We start from the raw sequence: 26,385 nt of genomic DNA, 5'->3' as shown, positions 1-26,385 counted from the left end.
GGGCCGATCGGTTTCACGCGGGGTGTGGACTCAGTTCATGTTCCACGGTGCGCCGTAGGTGGTGACGCTGTCACCGGTGGAGGCGATCAGCCGGGCGTACGGACGCAGCAGCACGCCGCCCGCCGCACCGGTCACGGTGCCGTGCGCGTTGGACACCGCCACCGCACCTTCGGCGCCGGTCACGTCGACCGCGAAGGTGGCGACTTCCTGGATGCCGGGGCCGTTGCCCAGGTCGGCGCTGATCGACACACCCGGGAACAGCGGCGGGGTCACGATGCCCTCGGCGGGCAGGATGCCACCGATGCCCTCGATGACGTTGACGCCCTCACCGTCGAACGCGATGTTGGGGGTGGTGTAGCTGAAGTTGATGCCCACGCCCAGCGACCAGGGGAAGCCGATCTGGTAGCCCAACTCCAACGAACCCTGGAAGTCGTCGGCGCCTTCGCCGGCGACGATGTACTTGGCGCGGCCCGAGTGGAACCACTCGCGCGTCAGCCGGTTGCGGTCGAGCGGGAACACACCGTTGAGGAAGGTGTCCCACTGCTGAATCGTGAGCGTGCGGCCCTGGCCGTCGACCAGGCTGAGCTCATTGTCCAAACCTGCGTGAGAGGTGCCCGTGCTCGTGAACAGAGCCGCGATGGCCGCGACCAACGCGACCAGCACCCGACTGATTGCCTTCATGTTCTCCCTAGCTGTCGCGCTGATGTGGTTTCGGGTTCCGGCCGACCCTCGACCGCGGACCCTGTGAGACCAACATGTGACTCGGATGAGAATTCTCACGTGCTGCCCTCATGTGAATCTCATCGTCTGTGACGCGCAAAACATAACAGGGCGGCCAACGAGCGACAACAGATGGCCCACACCCCGTTGATTTCGGTACCAACCTGCGCAAACGCCGAACCCGGCGCTTCGGTCGAACGCAAAGAACCCCGCGGGTACGCGACCCGCGGGGTTCCTTGCGATCAGGGAGAACTCAGTTCATGTTCCACGGCGCGCCGTAGGTGGTGACGCTGTCACCGGTGGAGGCGATCAGCCGGGCGTACGGACGCAGCAGCACGCCGCCGGCCGCACCGGTCACGGTGCCGTGCGCGTTGGAGACCGCGACGGTTCCTTCAGCACCCTCGACGTCGACCGCGAAGGTGGCGACTTCCTGGATGCCGGGGCCGTTGCCCAGGTCGGCGCTGATCGAGACACCCGGGAACAGCGGCGGGGTCACGATGCCCTCGGCGGGCAGGATGCCGCCGACGCCCTCGATGACGTTGACGCCCTCACCGTCGAACGCGATGTTCGGGGTGGTGTAGCTGAAGTTGATGCCCACGCCCAGCGACCAGGGGAAGCCGATCTGGTAGCCCAGCTCGAGCGAGCCCTCGAACTCCTCGGCGCCTTCGCCGGCCACGATGTACTTGGCGCGGCCCGAGTGGAACCACTCACGGGTCAGCCGGTTGCGGTCGAGCGGGAACACACCGTTGAGGAAGGTGTCCCACTGCTGGATGGTCAGGGTCCGGCCCTGGCCGTCGACCAGGCTGAGCTCATTGTCCAAACCTGCGTGAGAGGTGCCCGTGCTCGTGAACAGAGCCGCGATGGCCGCAACCAACGCGATCAGCACCCGACTGATTGCCTTCATGTTCTCCCTAGCTGTTATGGCCGGTGACGTGCTCACCGAGTCGTTGTGTGGGTGCCTGGCCTACCGCTTCACCTGACACCCGGCAAGCCCAACATGTGAGGCGAATTAGAAACCCCACAGGCTGTTCTTACGCGTAGCTCATCGTTGACACGAGGAACATATCCGGGAGGCACCCGGGCGGCAACGCAGACGGTGCGGTCACACGGCCGAGGTCACGACGGGGTCAAGATTTGCTGAGGATTTGCTGACCACTCCGTCCGAGAGCCCCGGGAACGCGGTTGCCCGGTGACGTCCCGCGCCGGTGAAACCGGGACAACCGTCGGTCGGCGCACCTGCTCATGCGGCTCCCACCTGGGGATTCCTCAGATGTGTTAAATATTCACGATCAATCGTGATGCGGCGGAATATTGTCACGCAGCCATCGGTCGTGCTGCGCCTCGTCCTCGGAGGCTCGGTCATCCCGCTCGTCCGCGGACGTCTCCGGCAGCGTCTCGCCGAAGATTTTGTTAACTGAATCTCGGGGGCGCTTCGATTGCTCAGGCACGAAAATCCTTGCGTGTGATCAACATCACATTCGTGGTGGGATTACCGTTCACTTCCTGGTAACACTGCAGACAGTAACGGTGCGGAGGACGTAACAAAAAGACGCCGGGCGACGCTGGAAAAGCGTCGCCGCGGCGTCTTGGCAGCACGATTCGTTGTCAGATCTCCAGGCTCGATAGCTGCCCGATGATTTGCACGGCCAGTGGGCTGAGCGTGGCCATGCCGTCACGGACCGCCGCGCGGGACCCGGCGATGTTGACGACGAGGGTGCTGCCCGAGATTCCGGCCAGCCCGCGGGACACTCCCGCGTCGACGATCCCCGCGGACAACCCGGAGGCGCGCAGCGCCTCGGAGATGCCGAGCAGTTCGCGGTCGAGGATGTCGCGGGTCGCCTCCGGCGTCACATCCCGCGGTGTCACCCCGGTGCCGCCGACCGACACCACGAGGTCCACCCCGCCGATCACAGCGGTGTTCAGTGCGTTGCGGATCTCCACCTCGTCGGCGGACACCACGACCACACCGTCGACCACGAAGCCCGCCTCACCGAGAAGCTCGGTGACCAGCGGACCGCTGTGATCCTCTTCGTCGCCATGGGCGGTGCGGTCATCGACGACGACGACGAGCGCGCGGCCCACCAACTCCCCTGGCTGCTCCATGACCTCAACCGTATATGTGGGCACAGACAGCGGCGCAGCCACTCGCAGGGTTCCCGGTCCGGTACTGATCGTCACTGCTGCGCCTTCCCCAACGTCACCTGCACGGTCTGCGGCTTTCCGCCTTGATCGAGATAGGTCAGCGTGACCTTCTCCCCCGGCGCCTTGGACCGCACCGCCGCCACCAGCGCGTCGGCGCTGTTGATCACCCGGTCGTCGACCTTGGTCACCACCACACCGCTGGGCAGGCCGGCGGAGGCCGCCGCCCCGCCGCCGGTCACCTCGACGATCTTCGCGCCGTCGGTGGCGGTGTCGTTGCTGACCTGCACGCCCAGCGAGGCGTGGGAGGCGGAGCCGTTCTGGACGAGTTCGTCGGCGATGCGCTTGGCCTGATCCACCGGGATCGCGAACCCCAGCCCGATCGACCCGCTCTGGGCCTGGGGCGAGTCGCCACCCATGGTGGCGATCGCCGAGTTGACGCCGACCAGCTCGCCGTTCATGTTGACCAGCGCGCCGCCGGAGTTCCCGGGGTTGATGGCGGCGTCGGTCTGGATCGCGTCGAGCACCGTGTTCTGGTTGCGCGTGTCCCCGCCGGCGGCCACCGGCCGGTTCAGTGCGCTGATGATGCCGGTGGTGACGGTGCCCTCGAGGCCCAGCGGCGAACCGATGGCGACCACGTCCTGGCCGACGCGCAGATTGCCCGACGAGCCCAGCGTGATCGGCGTCAGCCCGGACGCGTTCTCCGCGCGGACGACGGCGATGTCACTGCTCGGGTCGGTGCCGACGACGGTGAACGACGTGGTGCGGCCGTTGGAGAAGGTCACCTTGGTCTCGGCCCGGGCACCGGGGGCGTTGGGGTCGGCGGCCGCGGCCACGACGTGGTTGTTGGTCAGGATCAGACCGTCGGTGGTGAGGATGATTCCCGAACCCTCTTCGGACGCCCGGCCCAGATTCGTCTCGAGCTTCACCACGCTCGGCACGACCTTGGCGGCCACCTGCTCGACCGAACCCGCGGGCAGGGCCGCGGCGGGCTGGCTCGGCGCGGCACCGGAGATCGAGCCCCCGAACGACGGCCGGTCCTGTTGCACCACCGTCGCCACGCCGCCGCCGATACCCGCCGACACCACAGCGACCGCCAGTGCGCCGATCATCAGAGCGCCTGCGCGCGAACGCTTTTGCGCCGGACGGGGCTGCGGCAGCACCGCGGTGGGCTGGGCGGCGCCACGGTACGGGTCGTACGGTGCGCGGAACTGCTGCTGCGGTTGCGCGGCGTACCGCCAGTCGTAGGGCTGCTGCGCATACGGATCCGCTCCGTGGGCACCCGGATACCCGGTGTCCGGGCCAACCGGGCGATGGCCCGGTTGCTGTTGCGGCGGCGGCGAATACCTCGGGTGGTTCGTCATGTCGCTTCGGTGCTCTTCCTGGTAAGTGGTCCGACAGTTCGTCTAACGAAGGACTCGTCCTCACAGTGCCCAGGTGGACTGAGAATCCACTTAGAGAACCATCGAACCAGACCGAGACTTGATCATCGCGTAGGTGTCTTCGATCACTTCTTGTGTGCCCGGGATCCGGCGGTATGCATCTCCGCGTCGGGAGTCGCCGCAATGTGGCCGTTCTGGTCGCCCGACGGGGGCGCGGGACGGCCGGGCAGCATGACGTAGAAGGACGTGCCGGGCGGGTCACCCCCTGGCACGGTGTCCTCGACCCGCAGTGCCCCACCGTGTTTGAGCACGACCTGTTTGACGATCGCCAACCCCAGCCCGGAGCCGGGCATGGCGCGTGCGGCGGTCGAGCGGTAGAACCGCTCGAACACCAGCCGCCGCTCGGCCTCGGGTATGCCCGGGCCTTGATCGGAGACCACGAGTTCGGCGTGCACCGGATCGCTCTGTGTCAGACGCACTCCCACGCGGCCACCGGCCGGGCTCCACTTCGCCGCGTTGTCGAGCAGGTTGAGCACGGCGCGGGCCAGGCCGGCGGCGTCACCGTAGACCTGCCAGCCGATGACGTCGACGTCGAACTGGATGTCGTTGCGGCGCCGCCGAACCCGCTCGAGGCTGCGGTCGACCACGTCGGCCATGTCGACGGTTTCGTAGACCACCCCGCCCGCCTCGTCGCGGGTGAGGTCGACCAGATCGCCCACCAATGTGGAAAGCTCTTCGATCTGTGCGATGACGTCGGACCGCAGATCCGCCAAGTCCTCCTCGGGCAGCCGTGGCGCACCGGGCGCCTGCGAGGCCATCAGGAGTTCGACGTTGGTGCGCAGCGACGTCAGCGGGGTGCGCAGCTCGTGGCCCGCGTCGGAGACCAGCCGCGCCTGCCGCTCCCTGGACTCGGCCAGCGCGCGCAGCATCATGTTGAAGGCTTCGGTGAGCCGGGCGAGCTCGTCGCTGCCGAACACCGGGATGGGGCGCAGGTCCTCGGTCCGCGCGACCCGTTCGGCCGCCTGGGTCAGGCGCCCGACCGGGCGCAGACCCGCTCGGGCCACCATGCCGCCCGCGATGGCCGCCACCGCCACCCCGACCCCGCCGACGATCAGCAGCACCGTGCCGAGCCGGCCGAGCACTTGGCCGGTGGGCGCGAGGCTCTTGGAGATCAGCAGCGAGCTGCCGTTGTTGAGGTGGACCGCGAGCACCCGCTGGTGGTTGACCGTGCGAAGCGACAGCAGCAGTTCACCGGAGATGACGCCCTTCTCCGGCTCGCCGATCGGCAGCTTGCCTTGGGAGTTGTTGGTGAAGATCGATCGGCCGGGGATGACCAGCATCGCGTTGATGTCGGAGTACGCGGTGCCCTCGATGGCCTTGGCCGGGTCGGCGGCCAGCGATCCACTCTCGATCAGCAGCCGGGCGCGGATGTGCAGCTGGTCGTCGATGTCGTCGTACAGCGCCCGCGACACCACGGCGTAGACGGCGACCGACATCAGCACCACGACCATGGCCACCATCGACATCGCGAGCAGCATCACGCGCCATCGCAAGGACAGTGAACTGGTGTTGCGTGGCGGTTTGAACCGCGGCGGGGGGCCGGGGACGGGCGGCAAACCCATCAGGGCGGCGTCTCGCGGAGCACGTACCCCACGCCGCGCACGGTGTGGATGAGGCGCGGCTCGCCGGACGCTTCGGTCTTGCGACGCAAATAGCCGATGTACACCTCGAGGGCGTTACCCGAAGTCGGGAAGTCGAAGCCCCACACTTCTTCGAGGATGCGGCTGCGGGTGAGCACGCGGCGGGGATTGGCGATGAGCATCTCCAGCAACGCGAACTCGGTGCGGGTGAGGCTGATCTGGCGGGACCCCCGAGTGACCTCCCGGGTGACCGGGTCGAGGGTCAGGTCGAGGAACGTCAAGGCGGGTGAATCCGAACCGTCGTCCGGCGAGGTGCGGCGCAACAGCGCCCGCATCCGCGCGAGCAGTTCCTCGAGCGCGAAAGGTTTGGGCAGGTAGTCGTCGGCCCCGGCGTCCAACCCGGCGACGCGCTCGGACACCGAGTCGCGGGCAGTCAGCACCAGAATCGGCAGGTCATCGCCCGTGCTGCGCAGCTGGCGGCAGACCTCGAGGCCGTCCAGCCGGGGCATCATCACGTCGAGCACCACGGCGTCGGGCCGGTCGTTGGCGATCAGATCGAGGGCTTCGACACCGTCCTGGGCCAACTCGACCGAGTACCCGTTGAAAGACAGTGACCGGCGCAGGGATTCTCGCACCGCACGATCGTCGTCGACGACAAGTATGCGCACAGCCACAGTTTCAACCCAACGCCTGAGAGAGCGCTGAGAGGCGCGCCGCTACGGCGTCGAAAGTGGCCTCAGCGGCGGTCGAGGTCGATCAGACCGAGGCGGGCGGCCTTGAGCAGCCGACGCGGCACCTTGCGCTGCTGGCCGGCGACGGTCACACCGACGAGTTCGGTGGGCTTGGCCTTCCACTGCGCGCGGCGGCTACGAGTATTCGAACGCGACATTCTGCGCTTGGGCACAGCCATGATCGAGCTTCTCCTCTTACGGGTGTGGTGCCACGCGAAACCCGAATCAGGGCGGGGCGCCGGCAAGTGCTCTTCAGGATAGCCGGTGAGCTGCACCGCCTCCAAAACACGCCCGGTCAGCGCCGGCGCAGACGGTGACGCACCATGTCGACGAACGACGGATAGGCCGCGATGACCATGGAGAACATCGCCACGCCGAACCACATGACGGTCGGTCGGCCCGCGGCGATACCCCACCAGATGCCGCCGGCTCCCGCCGCGGCACAGAGGGCAAAAGCCACCGGTATCCCGATCGCCGTCCGGCGGTCGGGTGCCCGTCCGCTGGCGTGTGCGGGCCTGCGGTCGGGCTCGCCGGGCGGATCCACCGACCGGCGGAAAGCCAGGACGATCTGGTAGACGCCGAACGCGGTGAGCGCCCACCCGACGAGCGGCGACGATGCCCCCCGGCCGGTCTCGCTCAGCGGCGGGCCGAGGCCGATCGCGACGCCGCTCACGGTCCACACGACGCCGAACAGCGCCTGCGCGATCCACGACACCGGTCAAGTATCGGGCCACCCGCCGGGTCGCCCGCGCACATGTTTCGCCGGAGTGAGCCCTTGACGTGGAACCGGAGGTACCGGCTAACCTACCGGTTGGTTGGCGCATCGACGACGATTGGAGCCGGTATGGGAGCGAGCATTGCCTGATCCGGTACGCATCGGCAACTGCTCGGGGTTCTACGGGGACCGGCGCGCCGCGATGCGCGAAATGCTCACCGGCGGTGAGCTCGACTTCCTCACCGGCGACTACCTCGCCGAGCTGACGATGCTGATCCTGGCGCGCGACCGAGCCAAGAACCCCGACCGCGGTTATGCCAAGACCTTCCTCTCCCAGCTCGAGGAGTGCCTCGGCCTCGCCGTCGAGCGGGGGGTGAAGATCGTCGCCAACGCCGGCGGACTCAATCCCGCCGGACTGGCCGCGGCGGTGCGCGCGCTGGCGGAGCGGCTGGGACTCGCGGTCTCGGTCGCGCACGTCGAAGGCGACGATCTGGTGGGCCGGTCCGCCGAACTCGGGTTCGGTACCCCGCTGGCGGCCAACGCCTACCTCGGCGCGTGGGGCATCGTCGACTGCCTCAACGCCGGCGCGGACGTGGTGGTGACCGGCCGGGTCACCGACGCCTCTGTGACCGTCGGACCCGCCGCCGCGCACTTCGGGTGGCGGCGCACCGACTACGACGCGCTGGCCGGCGCGGTCGCCGCCGGGCACGTCATCGAATGCGGTGTGCAGGCCACCGGCGGCAACTACGCCTTCTTCACCGAGGTGTCCGATCTGCGCCATCCCGGGTTCCCACTCGCCGAGATCCACGCCGACGGGTCCTCGGTCATCACCAAGCACCCCGGCACCGGTGGCGCGGTCACCGTCGGCACCGTGACCGCCCAGCTGCTCTACGAGATCGCCGGCGCCCGCTACGCCAATCCCGACGTCACGCTGCGCGTCGACTCACTGTGCCTGCACGACGACGGACCTGACCGGGTGCGCATCGACGGGGTCACCGGGGAGGCCCCGCCCCCGACGCTGAAGGTGTCGCTGAACAGCGTGGGCGGTTTCCGCAACGCGATGACGTTCGTGCTCACCGGTCTCGACATCGACGCGAAGGCCGCGCTGGTGCGCGACCAACTCGGCGCAGGGCTGACGGCGAAGCCCGCCGAACTCGAGTGGACGCTGGCCCGCACCGACCACTCCGACGCCGACACCGAGGAGACGGCCAGCGCGCTGCTGCGCTGCGTGGTGCGCGATCCGGATCCCGCGGTCGTCGGCCGCCAGTTCTCGAATGCCGCCGTCGAACTCGCGCTGGCGAGCTATCCCGGCTTCCACGTCACCGCACCACCCAGTGACGGACAGGTCTACGGCGTCTTCACCGCCGGTTACGTCGACGCCAGCGAGGTACCGCACGTCGCGATCCACGCTGACGGCACCCGCACCGAGATCCCGCCCGCCGCCGAGACACTCGGACTCACACCGGTCGGCGATCCGGAACTGCCCGCTCCCCCGCCGTCCGGGCCGACCCGGCGCGTGCCGCTGGGACTCATCGCCGGTGCGCGCAGCGGCGACAAGGGCGGCAGTGCGAACATCGGCGTCTGGGTGCGCACCGAGGAGCAGTGGCGCTGGCTCGCGCACACCCTCACCGTCGACACGCTGCGCGACCTGTTGCCCGAGACCGCTGATCTGCCCGTCACCCGCCACCTGCTGCCCAACCTGAGGGCGGTGAACTTCGTCGTCGAGGACATCCTCGGCGAGGGCGTGGCCTACCAGGCGCGGTTCGACCCGCAGGCCAAGGGACTCGGCGAATGGCTGCGGAGTCGTCACCTCGACATCCCTGAGGAGTTGTTGCCCCAGTGAGCATCTGGCATACGCCCGAACGCGAACAACTGCGAAAATCCGTGCGCGCCTTCGCCGAACGCGAGGTACTGCCCCACGTCGACGAATGGGAACGCGTGGGAGAGCTGCCGCGCGAGCTGCACCGGCGCGCCGGCGAGGCCGGGCTGCTCGGGGCGGGCATGCCCGAATCGGTCGGCGGCGGTGGCGGTGACGGCGCCGACGCGGTGGTGATCTGCGAGGAGATGCACTACGCCGGCGCCCCGGGCGGTGTGTTCGCCTCGTTGTTCACCTCGGGCATCGCGACGCCGCACATGGCGGCCTCCGGGGACGAGCGGCTGATCGACACCTACGTCCGGCCCACACTGCGCGGCGAACTCATCGGCTCGCTCGCGATCACCGAACCCGGCGGGGGCTCCGACGTCGGGCACCTGACGACCCGCGCGGAGCGGGACGGCGATTCGTACGTCGTCAATGGCGCCAAGACCTACATCACCTCCGGGGTGCGTGCGGACTACGTCGTGACGGCGGTGCGCACCGGCGGGCCGGGCGCCGGCGGGGTGTCGCTGCTCGTGGTCGACAAGGGCACACCGGGTTTCGAGGTGACCCGCAAACTGGACAAGATGGGCTGGCGCTCCAGCGACACCGCCGAGCTGTCCTACACCGACGTCCGCGTCCCGGCCGCCAACCTGGTCGGCGCCGAGAACACCGGATTCCTCCAGATCGCCGGGGCGTTCGTGTCGGAGCGGGTGGGCCTTGCCGCGCAGGCGTATGCGAGTGCGCAACGCTGCCTCGACCTCACCGTGCGGTGGTGCCGCGACCGGGAGACGTTCGGGCGGCCGCTGATCTCGCGGCAGTCGGTACAGAACACGCTCAGCGAGATGGCCCGCCGCATCGACGTCGCCCGGGTGTACACCCGCCACGTGGTGGAGCGGCAACTCGCCGGAGCCGCTCCGGCGGCGACATCAGACCCCGGGGAGCAGAACCTGATCGCCGAGGTGTGTTTCGCGAAGAACACCGCCGTCGAGGCCGGCGAGTGGGTGGCCCACCAGGCCGTCCAGCTGTTCGGCGGGATGGGCTACATGGCCGAATCGGAGGTCGAGCGGCAGTACCGCGACATGCGGATCCTCGGCATCGGCGGGGGCACCACCGAGATCCTCACCTCGCTGGCGGCCAAGACGCTGGGGTACCAGTCGTGACCGCGCTGAAGTCCACGCTCGATCCGGCCTCGCCGGGCTACACCGCTGCCGCCGACGCGATGGCCGTCAAGCTCGCCGAACTCGAGGCCGAGCACGCCAAGGCGCTGGCCGGTGGTGGGGCCAAGTACGTCGAACGCCACCACGCCCGCGGCAAGCTCACCGCCCGCGAGCGCATCGAGCTGCTGCTGGACCCGGACTCGCCGTTCCTCGAGCTGAGCCCGCTGGCCGCCTGGGGCACCGAGTTCGCCGTTGGCGCCAGCGTGGTGACCGGAATCGGCGCGGTCAGCGGCGTCGAATGCCTGCTGGTGGCCAACGACCCGACCGTCAAGGGCGGCACCAGCAATCCGTGGACCCTCCGAAAGATCCTGCGCGCGAACCAGATTGCGCTGCAAAACCGGCTCCCGGTGATCTCACTGGTCGAATCGGGCGGCGCGGACCTGCCCACGCAGAAAGAGGTGTTCATCCCCGGCGGGCAGATGTTCCGCGACCTCACCCGTCTGTCGGCCGCCGGAATACCCACGATCGCACTGGTCTTCGGCAACTCCACCGCCGGTGGCGCGTACGTCCCCGGCATGTCCGACCACGTGGTGATGATCAAGGAGCGCTCGAAGGTGTTCCTGGCCGGCCCGCCGCTGGTGAAGATGGCCACCGGCGAGGAGTCCGACGACGAATCGCTCGGCGGCGCCGAGATGCACGCGCGCACCTCCGGTCTCGGCGACTACTTCGCGCTCGACGAGCTCGACGCGCTGCGGATCGGCAGGCGCATCGTCGCCCGGCTGAACTGGCGCAAGCAGGGGCCTGCCGCGGCCGCGGTCACCGAGCCGCTGTTCGACGGCGAGGAAATGCTCGGCATCGTGCCGTCGGATCTGCGCATCCCCTTCGACCCGCGGGAGGTCATCGCCCGCATCGTCGACGGCTCGGAGTTCGACGAGTTCAAGGCGCTCTACGGCTCGTCGCTGGTGACCGGCTGGGCGCGGCTGCACGGCTATCCGATCGGCATCCTGGCCAACGCCCGCGGCGTGCTGTTCAGCGAGGAGTCACAGAAGGCCACCCAGTTCATCCAGTTGGCGAACCGGTCGAACACCCCGCTTCTGTTCCTGCACAACACGACCGGATACATGGTCGGCAGGCAGTACGAAGAGGGCGGGATGATCAAACACGGGTCGATGATGATCAACGCCGTGTCGAACTCGACGGTGCCGCACCTGTCGCTGCTGATCGGCGCGTCCTACGGCGCCGGGCACTACGGCATGTGCGGACGCGCCTACGACCCCCGCTTCCTGTTCGCCTGGCCGAGCGCCAAAGCCGCGGTGATGGGCGGCACGCAGTTGGCGGGCGTCATCTCGATCGTCAGCCGCGCGGCCGCCGAGGCGCGCGGCCAGACGGTCGACGAAGACGCCGACGCCGCGTTGCGGGCGGCGATCGAAGCGCAGATCGAGGCGGAGTCTCTGCCGACGTTCCTGTCCGGCCGGCTCTACGACGACGGGGTGATCGATCCGCGCGACACCCGAACCGTGCTGGGGATGTGCCTGTCCGCGATCGCCAGCGGTCCGATCGAGGGGACGTCGAACTTCGGCGTCTTCCGGATGTGAGGCGCCCGATGCCAGCGATTTGTGCACGATTTCGAGCGGTGAGCGCGCGTAAACGTGCACAAATCGCAGAGGAGGGGGCCCGATGATCACCCGAGTCCTGGTCGCCAACCGCGGGGAGATCGCCCGCCGGGTGTTCGCGACGTGCCGCCGCCTCGGCATCGGCACCGTCGCGGTGTACACCGAACCCGACGCCCTCGCACCGCACGTCGCGGAAGCCGACGCGCGGGTGCGCCTGGAGGGCACCAACGGTTACCTCGACGCCGGACAACTCATCGCCGCCGCACGGGCCGCCGGCGCCGACGCCGTCCACCCCGGATACGGCTTCCTCTCGGAGAACGCCGATTTCGCCGCCGCGGTGCAGGATGCCGGGTTGACGTGGATCGGCCCGCCGGTCGCGGCCGTGCAGGCGATGGGCAGCAAGATCGAGGCCAAGAAGCTGATGGCCGCGGCGGGTGTGCCGGTACTCGATGAACTCGACCCGGCCGCGGTGACGGCCGAGCAGCTTCCCGTCCTGGTGAAGGCCTCGGCCGGTGGCGGTGGCCGGGGCATGCGGGTGGTGCGCGAGCTCGACGCGCTGACCGACGAGGTGGCCGCCGCGCAGCGCGAGGCGCAGTCCGCGTTCGGCGATCCGACGGTGTTCTGTGAGCGCTACCTGGCCGCGGGCCACCACATCGAGGTGCAGGTGATGGCCGACGCGCACGGCACGGTGTGGGCCGTCGGCGAACGCGAATGCTCGATCCAGCGCCGCCATCAGAAGATCATCGAAGAGGCGCCGTCACCGCTGGTCGACCGCACCGAGGGGATGCGGGCCAGACTGTTCGAGGCCGCTCGCCTCGCCGCGAGCGCGATCGGCTACACCGGCGCGGGCACGGTGGAGTTCATGGCCGACGACCGGGGAGAGTTCTACTTCCTCGAGATGAACACCCGCCTGCAGGTCGAGCATCCGGTCACCGAGGCCACCACCGGCCTCGACCTGGTCGAGTTGCAGGTGCTGGTCGCCGACGGCCACCGGCTCGACTCCGCACCGCCCGCCACGCGCGGCCATTCGATCGAGGCGCGGCTCTACGCCGAGGATCCGGCGCGCAACTGGCAGCCGCAGGCCGGCACCGTGCACCGCTTCGACATACCGAGCGCCACAACGTCGTTCGCGCCGCAGGAGCGCACCGGGGTACGGGTGGATTCCGGCGTCGCCGACGGATCGGTGGTGTCGATCTTCTACGATCCGATGCTGGCCAAGGTCATCTCGTACGCGCCGACACGCAGGCAGGCCGCCGGCATCCTGGCCGACGCGCTGGTGCGGACCCGCCTGCACGGCGTCCGCACCAACCGCGACCTGCTGGTCAACGTGCTGCGCCATCCGGCGTTCCTCGACGGGGCGACCGACACGGCGTTCTTCGACACCCACGGCCTCGCCACGCTCGCGGCCCCGGTCGGTGATGACCGAAGCGCCGACCTGTCGATGCTCGCCGCCGCTCTGGCCGACGCCGCCGAGAATCGCCGTGCCGCAACGGTGTTCCCGGCGATCCCGAGCGGATGGCGCAACCTGCCCTCCGGCTACCAGACCAAGCGGTACCGGGACGCCGCGGGCGACGAGCGTGAGGTGCGGTACCGCTCCACCCGCACCGGTGTGCGATTCGCCGACCGCGACGACATCACGGTGGTGTCCGCGGACCCGCGGCGCGTGGTGCTGGCCGCCGGTGGTGTCGAGTTCCCGTTCGACGTGGCCCGCCACGGTGATGCGGTGTTCGTCGACTCGCCGCTGGGAGCCGTCGAATTCGCCGCGCTGCCCCGCTTCCCCGATCCGGAGTCCGCCGTCGCACACGGTTCGCTGATCGCGCCGATGCCCGGTGCGGTCGTGCGCGTGGGGGCCGCCGTCGGCGACACGGTGACCGCCGGCCAGCCGCTGGTGTGGCTGGAGGCCATGAAGATGGAACACACGCTGACCGCACCCGGCGACGGCGTGCTCGCCGAACTCACCGTCACCCCCGGCCAGCAGGTCGACGTGGGCACCGTGTTGGCGCGAGTAATGGACCGGGGGGAAAGCCCAGAAGGAGGACAACCATGACCGGTTTCGTCGAGACCGAGGAACAGCAGGCGCTGCGCAAGGCGGTGGCTGCGATGGCCGCCAACTACGGGCAGGACTACTACCTGGAGAAGGCCCGTGCCGGTGAGCACACCGACGAACTGTGGTCGGAGGCAGGCAAACTCGGCTTCATCGGGGTCAACCTGCCCGAGGAGTACGGCGGCGGCGGCGCAGGCATGTACGAGCTGTCGCTGGTGATGGAGGAGATGTCGGCGGCCGGTTCGGCACTGCTGATGATGGTGGTCTCCCCCGCCATCAACGGCACCATCATCAGCAAGTTCGGCACCGACGAGCAGAAGCGGCGGTGGTTGCCCGGGATCGCCGACGGGTCGATCACGATGGCGTTCGCGATCACCGAACCCGACGCCGGGTCGAACAGCCACAAGATCACCACCACCGCGCGCCGCGACGGCGGTGACTGGTTGCTGTCCGGCCAGAAGGTCTACATCTCCGGCGTCGACCAGGCGCAGGCGGTCCTGGTCGTCGGCCGCATGGAGGACCACAAGACCGGCAATCTCAAGCCGGCCCTGTTCGTCGTGCCGACCGACACTCCGGGTTTGAGCTGGACGAAGATCGAGATGGAGCTGATCAGTCCGGAGAACCAGTTCCAGGTGTTCCTCGACGACGTCCGCCTGCCCGCCGACGCGCTGGTCGGATCGGAGGACGCGGCGATCGCGCAGCTGTTCGCGGGGCTGAACCCGGAGCGGATCATGGGCGCCGCGAGCGCGGTCGGCATGGGCCGCTTCGCGATCAACCGCGCGGTCGACTACGTGAAGACCCGCCAGGTGTGGAAGACGCCGATCGGCGCGCACCAGGGGCTGTCGCATCCGCTGGCGCAGAACCACATCGAGATCGAACTGGCCAAGCTGATGATGCAGAAGGCCGCGGCGCTCTACGACCTCGGCGACGACGCAGGGGCAGCCGAGGCCGCAAACATGGCGAAGTACGCGGCCGGTGAGGCTTCGGTGCGCGCGGTCGACCAGGCCGTGCAGTCGATGGGCGGCAACGGGCTGACCAAGGAGTACGGCGTGGCGGCGGCGGTGACGGCGTCGCGGCTGGCCCGGATCGCCCCCGTGAGCCGGGAGATGATCCTCAACTTCGTCGCGCAGACCTCGCTCGGTCTGCCCCGCTCGTACTGATCGGGGCGCGCTGATGACCGAACTCGTCCGCTACCGCGTCGACGGCAGTGTCGCCCGGCTGACGCTCGATTCGCCGGACAACCGCAACGCGCTGTCGACGGTGCTCGTCGAGCAACTGCACGACGGGCTGCGCAGAGCAGCCGCGGACGCCGCGGTGCGGGCGGTCGTGCTCGGTCACACCGGGGGCACGTTCTGCGCGGGCGCCGATCTGCGTGAAGCCGCCGGACGCGACCCCGGTGACGTCGCGGTCGACCGCGCCCGGGAGCTGACCGGTGCGCTGCGCGCGATCCTCGAACTGCCCGTGCCGGTGATCGCCGCGGTGGACGGACACGTCCGCGCCGGCGGGCTCGGCCTGATCGGCGCCTGCGACATCGTGGTCGCGGGCGCCGGCAGCACCTTCGCGCTGACCGAGGCCCGCATCGGTGTCGCGCCGTCGATCATCTCGTTGACGCTGCTGCCGAAGATGACGCCGCGGGCGGCGGGCCGGTACTTCGTGACGGGCGAGAAGTTCGACGCCCGGGAGGCCGAACGCATCGGGCTGGTGACGGTGGCGACCGACGACGTCGAGGCGACCCTCGCGGAATTGACCGCGCAGATCGGCCGGGGCTCACCGCAGGGTCTGGCGGCGTCGAAGGCGTTGACGACGGCCGCGCTCCTCGAGCGGTTCGACCGCGACGCCGACGCGCTGACCGAACAATCGGCGGCGCTGTTCGTCTCCGACGAGGCGCGCGAAGGCATGCTGGCGTTCCTGCAGAAGCGACCGCCGAACTGGGTGAGCTGAACGCCGGAACCACAGACGTGGCGAAGAATGTGTTTGAAATCGCAGAGGTCCCAAAGTGCCGCGGCACGTTACACATTCGACGCCAACTGACGCGATAATCCCAGCGTGTGCCGGTATCTTTGCGACCGCGGCGGGCCGGAACCGCAGAAACTTCGACGCACTAGACTGTTCGCCGTCGCAGCGGAGGGCACAGTTTAGCCAACACTCTTGCATGTACCAGCGTTCGTCGTAGGCTCGACTGCGATGAGCACACCTGCGACGCCGCGGAACGGTTCGAAGCGCGCTGCCGACACCGATCGGATCCAGGTTGCCCAGTTGCTCACCGACGCCGCGGCCCAGGGCCGGCTCCCCATGACGGAGTACGAGAACCGCCTGACGAAGGCGTACGCCGCTCAGACCTACGACGAACTCGCCGCGCTGAGCTCCGATCTGCCGGGCGCGATGACCACTCCTCGCGGCAGCGGCCCGTGCCGGCCGGCCCCGTCGACCCTGCTGTTGGCGATCATGAGCGGCTTCGAACGACGCGGCCGGTGGAACGTGCCGCGGCGCCTCACCACGGTGGCGTTCTTCGGCGGCGGAGTGGTGGACCTGCGGTACGCGGACTTCACCGCACCCGAGGTCGAGATCCGGTCGTACTCGGTGTGCGGCGGTCAGACGATCCTGGTGCCGCCGGAGGTCAACGTCGATCTGCGCGGCGTCGCGGTGATGGGGGCGTTCGACCACAGCGTGCCCGGGGAGGGCACGCCGGGAGCGCCGTGCGTGCGGATCCGCGGGTTCGCCCTGTGGGGCAGCGTCGCGGTCAAGCGCAAGAAGCGCAAGCAGGCCGCCGCTGGTTAATCGGTCGGGGTCCCGGACTCAGGCGAGTCGTTGTCGCTGTCGTTGTCGGCACCTCCCGACGGCCCACCGATCACCTTCTTGACGGCATCGTTGATCCGGTCGGCGAACCGCTGTCCGGGGTTCGTCCTGGTGGACGAGTCGGAGGTCGAGGCGGCGCCGGTGGAGTTCCGCTTCAGATCCGGGATGAGCGTCTCGAGGCCGTTGTCGGCCGCGTCGGATGTCTGTTCCTTCGTTGGCGACAGGTCGGGGAGCGACGACAGTACGGGCAGCTTGCCCACTTCGGCGGCCGGTTTGGTCGCGAGGTTCGTGGGCTCGGCGAGATCCTGCCGCGCGGTCTGGACACCGTCGTCGAATCCCGTCGCCACCGAGTCGGGGACACCGCCCAGGCCCGTCAGCGAGGAGCCCGGCTGCATCGGCCGCGGCACCGTGGGATCCTTCGGGATCGCCTCGTCACCCGGTACGCCCAGGCCGTCGTTGTAGCCGGCGTTGACGAGTTCGGTCAGGGTCGGCTCCAGCGCGTCGGCCACGATGTCCCCGCCGGGCAGCAACCGCAACGGGCGCACCAGAGGCAACCCGTCGGCTTCGAACGTCACGTACGTGGTGGTGCTGTCGTCGAGCAGAGTCCTTGTGTACGTGCCGTCCGCTGCGATCACGTAGTGATAGTGATCTCCGCCGGGATCCTTGGCCTCAGCGATGATCTCCGGCGGCACCTCGGCGGTCTGTTGCGCGCCGTAGCCGTACAGATAAGCGACCAGACTGTTCCCGAGCGCGAACGGGTTGAGCGGATCGACAGGGGCGCTCGAGTTGATGTTGTACTCGTAGGCCACATCCAGCACGGGCACACCGAGATCGCTCCGCGTGGGCTCCGCCGACGTCAGCAGCAGCGGCGCGAACGGCGAATAGGTGGTCCAGAATCCACCGCCGGCCCGGTTCGTGTTGTTGTCGAGGATGACCAGATCGATGTTGTCCCGATCCTCGGGCGACAGCAGTCCCAGCGCGGTACCGGTCTGGCCGGCGCCCCATCCGGACGACAGCACGACGGTGCCGCCCTCATCGTCATCGGCGGCGCTGATCGCGTCCGCGACGCCCTGCGGCCCGAGGAAGAACGGGACGACCTGCTGCTCGCCGTAGCGAGGCGGGTTGGCGTAATCGGTGCCGTAGTACGTTGTGCCGGCGAAGATCTGCGACGTCGAGTTGGCCGGCGTGATCAGGGCTACCAGATCGACCGATGGCGCGGCCGCCGTCGTCGCACCTGTCATGAGCGCAGACGACACACTGGTGGCACCGAGCGCGGCCGCCGCCAGGCCTCCCGGGGCCAGCAGTCGCGCTACGGATGTCCGATGTCGCAATGGTTCGTGCATGCAGCGGTGCTTCGCCATCGATTCCCCTCGAAAGAAGCGTCCGCGCAAGACCTCCCCGTTCGCTCACCCGGACGTGTGAATTCAGCAAACGGTAGCGCAGGGCCGCCCGAGATCAACAGACGCGAACGGCAATCGGGAACGACGTCTGCGCGAAGTCAAACAAAGTTCCGATCGTCGGGGCGACCAGCGAGCAACTGCAGCTAATCCGAGTCCGCGTCCGCGCCTGCGGCCGCGGGTTCGGACGCCTCGGCGGTGTCCTCGGCCGGGCTCGCGTCGTCACGCGTGCCTGCGGTCTTCTTCGGCGGCGCGGGAGTCAGTCGCTTGATGGTGTTGCGGATGATCGTGCTGACCGGTCCGGTGTGCCGCGCACCGGGCGAGGTCGTGATTTCCTCGTCCTTCTCGACAGCGGCGGCCGGCTCGTCGGTCTCCTCGACTGCCGTCGTGACCTTCGGCCTGCTGTTGTTGTCGGGGTCGGCGAGGTTGCGCAGGAACGTCGCGGTCTCCCGCGGCGTGGGCAGCAGGCCGGCGGGCCGGTAGACGTCCGGATCGGCCAGCGGATCGTTGTTCGGATAGCCGTAGTTGACGATGTCGGTGAGCGGGTCCTCGACCGCGTCCGCGAACCGGTTGCCGATCGCACCGCCGTAGGTGCGCAGCGGTTGCAGCAACGGCAGACCGTCACGGCGGTAGCTGATGTAGGTGGTCTGGCCGACCTGTTTGATGACGACCGTCTCGCCCGAGTCGAGCACGACCGTCGTGTCCTCACCGCTGTCGATCGAGTCCTGGCAGACGCTGTTGCACTCGGTGTCGGTGAGCTCGAGTTCCCCGTCGGCGTCGACTGGCAGGTTCACGTCGTTCTGGTTGAGGCGGTTGTCGAAGTAGGTCGCCAGCGAATTGGCCATTGCGAACGGGTTGAGCACGTAGGCGGGGGTGTTGCCGTTGATGTCGTACTCGTAGCCGACGTCGACGACGTGGGCACCCGGGGACGTCGGGGTCGGCAACGGGTTCACCCCGATGACCGCGAACACCGGGTAGCGCGTGCCGAAGCCGCCGTTCGGGCGGGCGACGCTGTTGTCGAGGACGTAGACGGCGTCGGTGGCGACCGGGTCGTCACCGCCGGTCGCGTGGAGATAGGTGAGCAGCAGGCTGACGTTCGCGGCACCCCACCCCGAGGACATCACGACGTTGTTCTCGTCGGGATGCGCGGCGAGGGCGCCGTAAACCCCGAACGGTCCGGTGAAGAAGTTGACCGTCACCAGGTCACGTCCGTCGGCGAAGGCGCCGTTGTAGAAGTCTTCGATGCCGGCACCGGTCGGGTTGGTCGAGCTGCCCTCGGTGATCAGCGCCGACAGGTCGTACATCGTCGAGGCGACCGTCTCCGGGTGGACGACCGCGACACCGCCCGCGGCGACCACGCTCGCGACGATGGCGCTGCTGAACGCGGCGGGCAGCACGGCCCGGCGAAGTCGGCCCGCCGCCGCGCGGTCAGCGGTGCGGCGACACGGTTCGGCGCGGTGGTTCGCCATGGATTCCCCTCATGCTGTGCACCGTCCGAGAGGGCCTCCCCCGACCCGACCGGACGCTGTGAATTCAGCAAACAATAGCGCACCACCTCCGGTTCGGATAGTGGCGGACCGATCCGTCAGCGTCTGCGGCGCGACGTCAGATAGTCGCCGACGACCGCGGCGCCGAGCCCGTCGAGGTCGGGAACCACCACCCGGCCCTGCACGCGGCGGGCGACCTGGTCGATGAAGCGGGCCAGGCCGGGGTCGCTGCCCAGGCGGAAGATCGTGACCTGGGCTCCCAGCCGGGCCACCTCGTCGAAGCCACGGACGGTGTGGGCGATGGTCCTCGGGTGCGGCGGGTAATCGAAGAACACCTGTGCCCCGTCGCGCCCGCCGAAGTCCTCGAGGTGGGCGGTCGGCTCACCGTCGGTGACGACGAGGATGACCGGCTGGGCGTTCGGGTGCCTGCGCAGATGCCGGGTGGCCAGGGCCAGCGCGTGGTGCAGGTTGGTGCCCTGTTCGTAGACACCCTCCAGCCCGGTCAGTTCGGCGGCGGTCACCGTCCTGGCGTAGCGGCCGAAGGCGACGATCTGCAGCGCGTCGGACCGGAACCGGGTGCTCACCAGATGGCTGAGCGCCAGCGCGGTCCGCTTCATCGGCAGCCACCGGTTCTCCATCACCATCGAGAACGAGGTGTCCACCAGCAGCGCGACGGCGGCCTGCGTCCTGGTCTCGGTCTCGGAGATCTCGACGTCGTCGACGGTGATTCTCAGCGGGATCTCACGCTCACCGGTACCGGACTGGCGCAGGACGGCGTTGGTCAGCGTGCGCGTGACGTTCCACGGTTCGGTGTCTCCGAACTGCCACGGCCGGGTGGCGCCGGTCAGCTCCCCGGCCGCGCCTGCGCGCCGGGTGTCGCGTTCCCCGTGTCGGCCCGAGAGTTGTTGCGCCACATCGCGCAACGCGGCCTGTCCGAGCTGGCGCATCGCCTTCGGCGACAGCCGCCACTTCCCGTCGGACCCGCGGTCCAGGAAACCCTGGTTCATCAGCGCGCGTTCCAGCTCGGCCAGCGTCCTGGCGTCGACGGCGGCCTGGTCGCCCAGTTGGCGGGCCAGCGCGTCGAGGTCGACGTCGTCCATCGATGCGCCCGCGTAACTCTGCGACAGCTGCTCGGCGAGCTGTTCGAGCTCACCGATGTCGGCCAGCGCCTGCGCCCCCTCCCCCATGCCCAGCGGGTTGTCGCCGGAGAACTCCGACGATCCCGTCCAGTCCTCGCCGGGGCGCGCGGCCTGCAGGTGCGAGTCGAGGCGGTTGAGGGCGTTCATCAGCGACGGCGAACCGAACGCCTGCTGCGCCAGCGCGTCCAATTCAGCGCGCTGATCGGCGCTCAGGCTGTTGCGGAACCGCTGCGCCGCCGCGGCGCGCTGGGCCAGCGAGTCGAGGAGTTCGTCGACGTTGCGCGGGTTCTCGGGGAAGAACTCGCCGTGCTTGGCCATGAAGTCTTGGAAATCCTGCTGGGTGTCCTCGCCCCTGGCGTTCTTGTCCAGCAGGTCGTTGAGGTCGTCGAGCATGTCGTTGACGCGCTGACGGTCCTCGTCGGTGGCGTTCTCCAGCGCCTCCTTCATGCCGGCGAAGCGCTGGTCGAGCATCTCGCGGCCGAGCAGATCCTTGATCTGGTCGTACTTCTCGCGCGCTTCGGGGCTGCGCCACTGGTAGTCCGACAGTTCCTGCACGGCCTTGGCCGGGGACGGTGACAGCGACTCGATCTGCATCTCGGAGAAGCGGGCGTCGTCGTCGAGCGCGCGGGCGAGTTCCTTGCGTTCGGCGAGCACGGCCTCGTCGAGCAGCTTCTTGATCTCCTGCAGGGTGCCGTCGAGGTTGCTGCGCTGCAACAGTTCCCGGCGGCGGCGGTTGGCCTCGGCGGCGAGCCGGTCGGCGCCACGCATGTTCTTGGTGCCGCGTCGCAGCAGCTCCGACAAAGCGCGTCGGGGCGAGCTGCCCTCCATCACGTCCTCGCCGATCTGCTCGAGCGCCTCACGCAGATCGACCGGCGGGGCCAGCGGATCCGGCCCGCCGGTGTAGCGGGAGTACTTCGACGACCGGCCGTGCCCGGCCGCTCTAGGTGACATGGCCGCACTCCTCAACGCGGCTCGTCCCTCGCCGCTTGATCGTCGTGCGGCTAGGTGACATGGCCACACTCCTCAACGCGGCTCGTCCCTCGCCGCTTGATCGTCGTGCGGCTAGGTGACATGGCCGCACTCCTCAACGCAGCTCGTCCCTCGCCGCTTGATCGTCGTGCGGCTAGCCATAGACGGTTTCGCCTTCGCCGGAGACCTTGTCGATCCGCTTGGCCAGGTACAGCGCCTCCAGCGCCAGCTCGACGGCGGCTGCCCGTTCACCGTCGGTCTGTGCGCCCAGCCGGGTGGCGATCGCATCGATCACCGGCAGGTCCGGCAGCGCGGCCAGCACGTCCTTGGCCGAGACCCGCTCGCCGGTCGTCACCGCGGAGCCCTCCTCGACCGCGGAGACCAGCGGACCGACGTCGAGGCCACCGAGCAGCCGCTGCGCGGTGTCCGCGGTGGCGCGGCGCAGCAGGTGCTCGAGCACCGCCTGTTCGCGGCCTTCCTCACCGGATTCGAATTCGAGCTTGCCGCGTAGGACGTCGACGACGGTGCCGAGGTCGACGACGCGGGCCACCGGCTCCTGTTCGCCGAGGATCGTCGACCGGTGGCGGGCGGCCGCGGCGACGGTCTCGGCCGCCGCGATCGCGAACCGTGCGGAGACACCCGAGCGCTGGTCGATCGAATGCGATTCGCGCAGGTTGCGGGCGAAGCGGGCGAGGATCTGCAGCAGGTGGTCGGGCACCGCCGCCGCCAGCTGCGCCTCCTGGGTGATGACGCCGACCTCGGCGTCGAGTTCCAGCGGGTAGTGGGTGCGGATCTCGGCGCCGAAGCGGTCCTTGAGCGGGGTGATGATGCGGCCGCGGTTGGTGTAGTCCTCCGGGTTCGCGCTCGCGACGACGAGGACGTCGAGCGGCAGCCGCAGCGTGTAGCCGCGCACCTGGATGTCGCGCTCCTCCATCACGTTGAGCATCGACACCTGGATGCGCTCGGCGAGGTCGGGCAGTTCGTTGACCGCGACGATGCCGCGGTGGGCGCGCGGGATCAGGCCGTAGGCGATGGTCTCCGGATCGCCGAGGCTGCGGCCCTCGGCCACCTTGATGGGGTCGATGTCGCCGACGAGGTCGGCCACGCTGGTGTCCGGGGTGGCGAGTTTCTCGGTGTAGCGCTCGCTGCGGTGGCGCCACGCCACCTTCAGGTCGTCACCGGAATCGGCGGCCCGGCGGATCGACTCCGGGGTGATCGGGGTGTACGGATGCTCGCCCAGCTCGGAACCCTCGATGACGGGCGTCCACTCGTCGAGCAGTCCGGTCAGCGCGCGCAGCAGCCGGGTCTTGCCCTGGCCGCGCTCACCGAGGAGCACGATGTCGTGGCCGGCGATCAGCGCCCGTTCGAGTTGCGGGATCACCGTGTCCTCGAAACCCAGGATGCCGGGCCACAGGTCGCGCCCTTCGGCGAGCCCGGCCAGCAGGTTCTCCTGGATTTCCTGTTTGACGCCCCGCTCGCGGTGGCCGGAGGCGCGCAGCTCGCCGACGGTCCGCGGCAGATCATGAGGTTGGGTCACCACTCCACGCTACGACGGTGCGGCGTGTGCGGCACCGCTTCCCCCGTGAGCGAACAATGACGCCGGTAGTCTGCGGCCATGCCGTTGGAAACCGGTCAGGTCTTCGCGGGTTACACCATCGTGCGATTGGTGGGCACCGGCGGCATGGGCGAGGTGTATCTGGCGCAGCATCCGCGGCTGCCCCGACAGGATGCGCTCAAGGTGCTGCCCGCCTCGTTCTCCGCCGACGACGAGTACCGGCACCGCTTCAGCCGCGAAGCCGATCTGGCCGCCGCGCTGTGGCATCCGCACATCGTCGGGGTGCACGACCGCGGCGAGTACGACGGCCGGCTGTGGATCTCGATGGACTTCGTCGACGGCCACGACGCCGCCCGGCTGCTCGTCGACCGGTATCCGAACGGGATGCCCGCCGCCGACGTCATCGAGATCGTCACCGCCGTCGCCGACGCCCTGGACTACGCCCATCAGCGCCAACTGCTGCACCGCGACGTCAAACCGGCCAACATCCTCATCACCGGTCCGGACCGGGCCCGGCGGCGAATTCTGCTGGCCGACTTCGGTATCGCCCGTCACGCCGAGGACAACACCGGTCTGACGTCGTCGAACATCGCGGTCGGTTCGATGAGCTACAGCGCGCCCGAACAGCTGATGGGCCACGCGATCGACGGCCGGTCCGACCAGTATTCGCTCGCCGCGACGGCCTACCGGTTGTTCACGGGCAGTCCGCCGTTCCCGCACAGCAACCCCGCGGTGATCATCAGCCACCACCTCAACACCCCGCCCCCTCGGCTCGGGGACACGCGCCCGGAGTTGCGGGCGTTCGACGCCGCGATGACGCGCGCCCTGGCCAAGGACCCCGCCGCGCGGTTCCCCACCTGCCACGAGTTCGCCGCCGCGCTGGCCGAGGCGGCCAACGCCCCGACCCATGCCCCGGCCACCCCGCGGTCGCCGGTCGGCCCACCGCCGGGGGTGTCGTATCCGGGTCCGCCGATCACCGCACCGCCGCCGCAGGCGCAGGCGGGCGGCCAGGGCCCGCCGCCGGTGCTGGTCTCACCGTGGATGCCGAGCGGCGCCACGCATCCGGGCGCGCCGCACGGCCCGGCGCCCGGCCGGCCGCCGCGGCGCCGCCGCAGAGGGCTCGTCGTCGCCGGCGCCCTCCTCGGCGTGATCCTGCTCGTCGCGGGCGTCGTCACCGCCGTCGCGTTGGGCGGCTCCGACGACGCCGGCGGACCCGCCCCGACGACGACCACCTCGACGTCGGCGCGGGGTCCGGCCGGTGTCAGCAGACCGACGGCGACGTCGGCCCGTCCCGACCGCTCGGCCTACACGATCGCCGACTACATCCGCGACAACCGCATCGTCGAGGTGCCCATCCGCCGCGAGACGCCCGACGCGCCGGTCGTCACGGTGCCGATCCCGCCCGGCTGGTCCGACGCCGGCCCACGCGCCCCGTCGTGGGCGTACTCGGCGATGGTGTTCGACGGCCTGCCCGACAACGTCGATCCGCCGACGGTGATCTCGCTGATGTCGAAGCTGTCCGGCAACGTCGACCCGGCGCGCATCCTCCAGTACGCGCCGAACGAACTGTCGACGCTGCCCGCCGCCCATACCGGCGCACCCCGCCCCGGCCGCCTCGCCGGGTTCGACTCGGTGCAGGTCGACGGCTCCTACGAGCGCGACGGGAGACGCCGCTCGACCTGGCAGAAGACCGTCGTCATCCCGGTCCCGGACGCGCTGTTCGTGCTGCAGATCAACGGCGACGCGCCCGCGACGGGCACGCAACTGATCACCGACGCGGGCGTCGTGATCGACCAGCAGACCGTGATCGCACCCTGAACGCCGGTCCCGGTGGTTGCGCAGGGGCCGTCGCGGTACCAAGCTGAGTTTGCCGATGTCATCGACGGGTGAAGGCCTGCCGTCACCACAAGGGGGTTCATGACCAGCGCAGTGCGCGAATGGTGGCGCCAGCCCGACCACTACTACTGGCTCACCGCTTTCCTGGCGGCTCGAGGCGCGCAACAGGGTATCTGCCGGGTGGTTGCGGGTTCGCTCGTCGGCTTCGCGCTCGTCCTGCTGGTTTCGCTGGGCAGCCCGGCGGGACCGTCGGGGATGGCCGGACGAATCGGAACGGTCGTCATCGCGGTGGCGCTGACCGCCATGGCGATCGGCTGGTGGCGGGAAGGGTGGCCGACCCAGCGCCAGTCGGCGGGCTTCGTGATCGCCGCGGCGCTGTGCATCAGCGCGTCGTGTCTGGTCCAGGCCGATCCGTTCAACGGCATGTTCGGCGGGGCGACGTTCGCGGTGCTGGCCGGGTACATCGCGTTCTTCCACACCCCGCGAATGATGGCGTTCAACTTCCTGCTCGCGCTGCTCACCGGGGCCGTGCTGGCGGTGCGGGTCGCGGTGGACGGCGATCCGGCGCTGGCGGTCTCGACGCTGATCTTCCTCACGGTGATCAACGTGGCGACGCCGTCGACGTGCCACGCGCTGGTGCACCTGCTGGGCATCGACGTGCTCAACGCCGACATCGATCCGCTGACCGGTCTGTACAACCGCGACGCGTTCGACCGCGCGGCGGCGGCCTACATCAGCTCCCGCAACCGTGACGACGACCGGTTCTTCGTGCTCGTCGTCGTGGACCTCGACAACTTCGCGCTGCTGACGCAGGCCAAGGGCAGGCAGGCCGGGGAGCGGGCCCGCGTCGCCGCGGCGCAGACGCTGCGCGAGGTCACCCGCCAGAACGCGGTCATCGCCCACCTGCCGGACACCGAGTTCCTCATCGCCGACAGCTTTCCGACGACCGACAGTTCACCGCTGGTCGAACGGGTGCGCAGCGCGATCCGGACCACGCCGCCGCGGACGTCGGCGAGCATCGGCGTGGTCAGCACCCCGATGCAGGCCCTCGCCGAACGACCGCCGGAGCAGATCCTCGCCGAGCTGCTCGAGTTGGCGCGGTCGGCGGTCGTCGTCGCGCGGCGCGCCGGCGGCAATCAGGCGCACCACATCAACTGCCCGCCGCTGCGGGCACTCGAGGACGACGAACCCCCGCTGTAGACGCCCG

21 protein-coding genes are annotated in these 26,385 nt (G+C 69.4%); 9 read left to right on the top strand and 12 right to left on the bottom strand.

The features are described 5' to 3' along the window. Positions 1 to 30 precede the first annotated feature (30 nt). The 8 genes from G6N30_RS26630 to G6N30_RS26595 form a co-directional block, all read right to left on the bottom strand. The gene (locus G6N30_RS26630) at positions 31 to 681 is read right to left on the bottom strand and encodes a porin MspA (protein WP_134055845.1); all 651 of its coding nucleotides are present in this window, start codon (positions 679 to 681) and stop codon (positions 31 to 33) included. A 292-nt stretch (positions 682 to 973) separates the two neighbouring features. Beyond that, positions 974 to 1,624, bottom strand: a complete 651-nt coding sequence (locus G6N30_RS26625) for a porin MspA (RefSeq protein ID WP_134055847.1) — start codon at positions 1,622 to 1,624, stop codon at positions 974 to 976. Positions 1,625 to 2,325: 701 nt separating this feature from the next. Further along, positions 2,326 to 2,871 (bottom strand): MogA/MoaB family molybdenum cofactor biosynthesis protein, encoded by a 546-nt coding sequence (locus G6N30_RS26620; protein WP_172800610.1) that lies wholly within the window; start codon positions 2,869 to 2,871, stop codon positions 2,326 to 2,328. Between the two features lie 23 nt (positions 2,872 to 2,894). Continuing rightward, entirely contained in the window at positions 2,895 to 4,223 is a 1,329-nt protein-coding gene (locus tag G6N30_RS26615; protein ID WP_134055849.1) for a S1C family serine protease, read from the bottom strand. Positions 4,224 to 4,366: 143 nt separating this feature from the next. Then, the gene (locus G6N30_RS26610; RefSeq protein WP_134055851.1) at positions 4,367 to 5,863 is read right to left on the bottom strand and encodes a HAMP domain-containing sensor histidine kinase; all 1,497 of its coding nucleotides are present in this window, start codon (positions 5,861 to 5,863) and stop codon (positions 4,367 to 4,369) included. Beyond that, positions 5,863 to 6,549, bottom strand: a complete 687-nt coding sequence (locus G6N30_RS26605; protein WP_134055853.1) for a response regulator transcription factor — start codon at positions 6,547 to 6,549, stop codon at positions 5,863 to 5,865. The genes G6N30_RS26610 and G6N30_RS26605 overlap by 1 nt, the downstream gene beginning before the upstream one ends. A gap of 68 nt (positions 6,550 to 6,617) precedes the next feature. Beyond that, positions 6,618 to 6,791, bottom strand: coding sequence for a 50S ribosomal protein L32 (gene rpmF / locus G6N30_RS26600; protein WP_134055855.1), 174 nt, complete (start codon positions 6,789 to 6,791; stop codon positions 6,618 to 6,620). 116 nt (positions 6,792 to 6,907) lie between these two features. Further along, a complete protein-coding gene (locus G6N30_RS26595; protein WP_134055857.1) occupies positions 6,908 to 7,327 on the bottom strand; it encodes a hypothetical protein in 420 nt (139 codons plus the stop codon). A 202-nt stretch (positions 7,328 to 7,529) separates the two neighbouring features. On the opposite strand from G6N30_RS26595, the gene G6N30_RS26590 reads away from it, so the two are divergent. From G6N30_RS26590 to G6N30_RS26560, 7 genes are all read left to right on the top strand, one after another. Next, positions 7,530 to 9,170, top strand: a complete 1,641-nt coding sequence (locus G6N30_RS26590) for an acyclic terpene utilization AtuA family protein (RefSeq protein WP_234880249.1) — start codon at positions 7,530 to 7,532, stop codon at positions 9,168 to 9,170. Beyond that, positions 9,167 to 10,345 (top strand): acyl-CoA dehydrogenase family protein, encoded by a 1,179-nt coding sequence (locus G6N30_RS26585; protein ID WP_134055860.1) that lies wholly within the window; start codon positions 9,167 to 9,169, stop codon positions 10,343 to 10,345. Before G6N30_RS26590 ends, G6N30_RS26585 begins: the two co-directional genes overlap by 4 nt. After that, a complete protein-coding gene (locus tag G6N30_RS26580) occupies positions 10,342 to 11,937 on the top strand; it encodes an acyl-CoA carboxylase subunit beta (protein WP_134055862.1) in 1,596 nt (531 codons plus the stop codon). The genes G6N30_RS26585 and G6N30_RS26580 overlap by 4 nt, the downstream gene beginning before the upstream one ends. 82 nt (positions 11,938 to 12,019) lie before the next feature. Then, positions 12,020 to 14,002, top strand: coding sequence for an acetyl/propionyl/methylcrotonyl-CoA carboxylase subunit alpha (locus G6N30_RS26575; RefSeq protein ID WP_134055864.1), 1,983 nt, complete (start codon positions 12,020 to 12,022; stop codon positions 14,000 to 14,002). Further along, positions 13,999 to 15,159: an acyl-CoA dehydrogenase family protein gene (locus tag G6N30_RS26570; RefSeq protein ID WP_134055865.1), complete on the top strand. Its 1,161-nt coding sequence runs from the start codon at positions 13,999 to 14,001 to the stop codon at positions 15,157 to 15,159. The genes G6N30_RS26575 and G6N30_RS26570 overlap by 4 nt, the downstream gene beginning before the upstream one ends. 13 nt (positions 15,160 to 15,172) lie before the next feature. After that, positions 15,173 to 15,940: an enoyl-CoA hydratase family protein gene (locus G6N30_RS26565; RefSeq protein WP_134055867.1), complete on the top strand. Its 768-nt coding sequence runs from the start codon at positions 15,173 to 15,175 to the stop codon at positions 15,938 to 15,940. Between the two features lie 243 nt (positions 15,941 to 16,183). Next, on the top strand, positions 16,184 to 16,777 hold the full coding sequence (locus tag G6N30_RS26560) for a DUF1707 SHOCT-like domain-containing protein (RefSeq protein WP_134055869.1): 594 nt from the start codon (positions 16,184 to 16,186) through the stop codon (positions 16,775 to 16,777). Here the strand turns inward: G6N30_RS26560 and G6N30_RS26555 are convergent. The 4 genes from G6N30_RS26555 to G6N30_RS26540 all read right to left on the bottom strand — a co-directional run bounded on the left by G6N30_RS26555 (position 16,774) and on the right by G6N30_RS26540 (position 23,324). Beyond that, positions 16,774 to 18,036 carry a PE-PPE domain-containing protein gene (locus G6N30_RS26555; RefSeq protein ID WP_234880206.1) on the bottom strand — a complete coding sequence of 421 codons (1,263 nt, stop codon included), beginning with the start codon at positions 18,034 to 18,036 and terminating at the stop codon, positions 16,774 to 16,776. The genes G6N30_RS26560 and G6N30_RS26555 overlap by 4 nt on opposite strands. 302 nt (positions 18,037 to 18,338) lie before the next feature. Beyond that, a complete protein-coding gene (locus G6N30_RS26550; RefSeq protein ID WP_134055873.1) occupies positions 18,339 to 19,661 on the bottom strand; it encodes a PE-PPE domain-containing protein in 1,323 nt (440 codons plus the stop codon). Between the two features lie 116 nt (positions 19,662 to 19,777). Next, positions 19,778 to 21,769 carry a vWA domain-containing protein gene (locus tag G6N30_RS26545; protein ID WP_134055875.1) on the bottom strand — a complete coding sequence of 664 codons (1,992 nt, stop codon included), beginning with the start codon at positions 21,767 to 21,769 and terminating at the stop codon, positions 19,778 to 19,780. 172 nt (positions 21,770 to 21,941) lie between these two features. Continuing rightward, on the bottom strand, positions 21,942 to 23,324 hold the full coding sequence (locus G6N30_RS26540; protein WP_163687833.1) for a sigma 54-interacting transcriptional regulator: 1,383 nt from the start codon (positions 23,322 to 23,324) through the stop codon (positions 21,942 to 21,944). Between the two features lie 78 nt (positions 23,325 to 23,402). On the opposite strand from G6N30_RS26540, the gene G6N30_RS26535 reads away from it, so the two are divergent. Continuing rightward, positions 23,403 to 25,160 carry an LpqN/LpqT family lipoprotein gene (locus G6N30_RS26535; protein ID WP_134055879.1) on the top strand — a complete coding sequence of 586 codons (1,758 nt, stop codon included), beginning with the start codon at positions 23,403 to 23,405 and terminating at the stop codon, positions 25,158 to 25,160. A gap of 99 nt (positions 25,161 to 25,259) precedes the next feature. Continuing rightward, positions 25,260 to 26,378 (top strand): GGDEF domain-containing protein, encoded by a 1,119-nt coding sequence (locus G6N30_RS26530; RefSeq protein ID WP_134055881.1) that lies wholly within the window; start codon positions 25,260 to 25,262, stop codon positions 26,376 to 26,378. Positions 26,379 to 26,385 lie beyond the last annotated feature (7 nt).

The sequence above is a fragment of the Mycolicibacterium litorale genome, assembly GCF_010731695.1.
Classification (GTDB): Bacteria; Actinomycetota; Actinomycetes; order Mycobacteriales; family Mycobacteriaceae; genus Mycobacterium; species Mycobacterium litorale.
This window is presented reverse-complemented; position numbering and strand designations above follow the sequence as displayed.

Excerpts from the sequence above, each read along its gene's own strand:
- G6N30_RS26615 (WP_134055849.1), bottom strand. The coding sequence starts at position 4,223 with ATGACGAACCACCCGAGGTATTCGCCGCCGCCGCAACAGCAACCGGGC.
- G6N30_RS26610 (WP_134055851.1), bottom strand. The coding sequence starts at position 5,863 with ATGGGTTTGCCGCCCGTCCCCGGCCCCCCGCCGCGGTTCAAACCGCCA.
- G6N30_RS26565 (WP_134055867.1), top strand. The coding sequence starts at position 15,173 with ATGACCGAACTCGTCCGCTACCGCGTCGACGGCAGTGTCGCCCGGCTG.
- G6N30_RS26535 (WP_134055879.1), top strand. The coding sequence starts at position 23,403 with ATGCCGTTGGAAACCGGTCAGGTCTTCGCGGGTTACACCATCGTGCGA.
- G6N30_RS26575 (WP_134055864.1), top strand. The coding sequence starts at position 12,020 with ATGATCACCCGAGTCCTGGTCGCCAACCGCGGGGAGATCGCCCGCCGG.
- G6N30_RS26550 (WP_134055873.1), bottom strand. The coding sequence starts at position 19,661 with ATGGCGAACCACCGCGCCGAACCGTGTCGCCGCACCGCTGACCGCGCG.
- G6N30_RS26555 (WP_234880206.1), bottom strand. The coding sequence starts at position 18,036 with ATGACAGGTGCGACGACGGCGGCCGCGCCATCGGTCGATCTGGTAGCC.
- G6N30_RS26625 (WP_134055847.1), bottom strand. The coding sequence starts at position 1,624 with ATGAAGGCAATCAGTCGGGTGCTGATCGCGTTGGTTGCGGCCATCGCG.
- rpmF (WP_134055855.1), bottom strand. The coding sequence starts at position 6,791 with ATGGCTGTGCCCAAGCGCAGAATGTCGCGTTCGAATACTCGTAGCCGC.
- G6N30_RS26570 (WP_134055865.1), top strand. The coding sequence starts at position 13,999 with ATGACCGGTTTCGTCGAGACCGAGGAACAGCAGGCGCTGCGCAAGGCG.
- G6N30_RS26630 (WP_134055845.1), bottom strand. The coding sequence starts at position 681 with ATGAAGGCAATCAGTCGGGTGCTGGTCGCGTTGGTCGCGGCCATCGCG.
- G6N30_RS26590 (WP_234880249.1), top strand. The coding sequence starts at position 7,530 with ATGCGCGAAATGCTCACCGGCGGTGAGCTCGACTTCCTCACCGGCGAC.
- G6N30_RS26545 (WP_134055875.1), bottom strand. The coding sequence starts at position 21,769 with ATGTCACCTAGAGCGGCCGGGCACGGCCGGTCGTCGAAGTACTCCCGC.
- G6N30_RS26530 (WP_134055881.1), top strand. The coding sequence starts at position 25,260 with ATGACCAGCGCAGTGCGCGAATGGTGGCGCCAGCCCGACCACTACTAC.
- G6N30_RS26560 (WP_134055869.1), top strand. The coding sequence starts at position 16,184 with ATGAGCACACCTGCGACGCCGCGGAACGGTTCGAAGCGCGCTGCCGAC.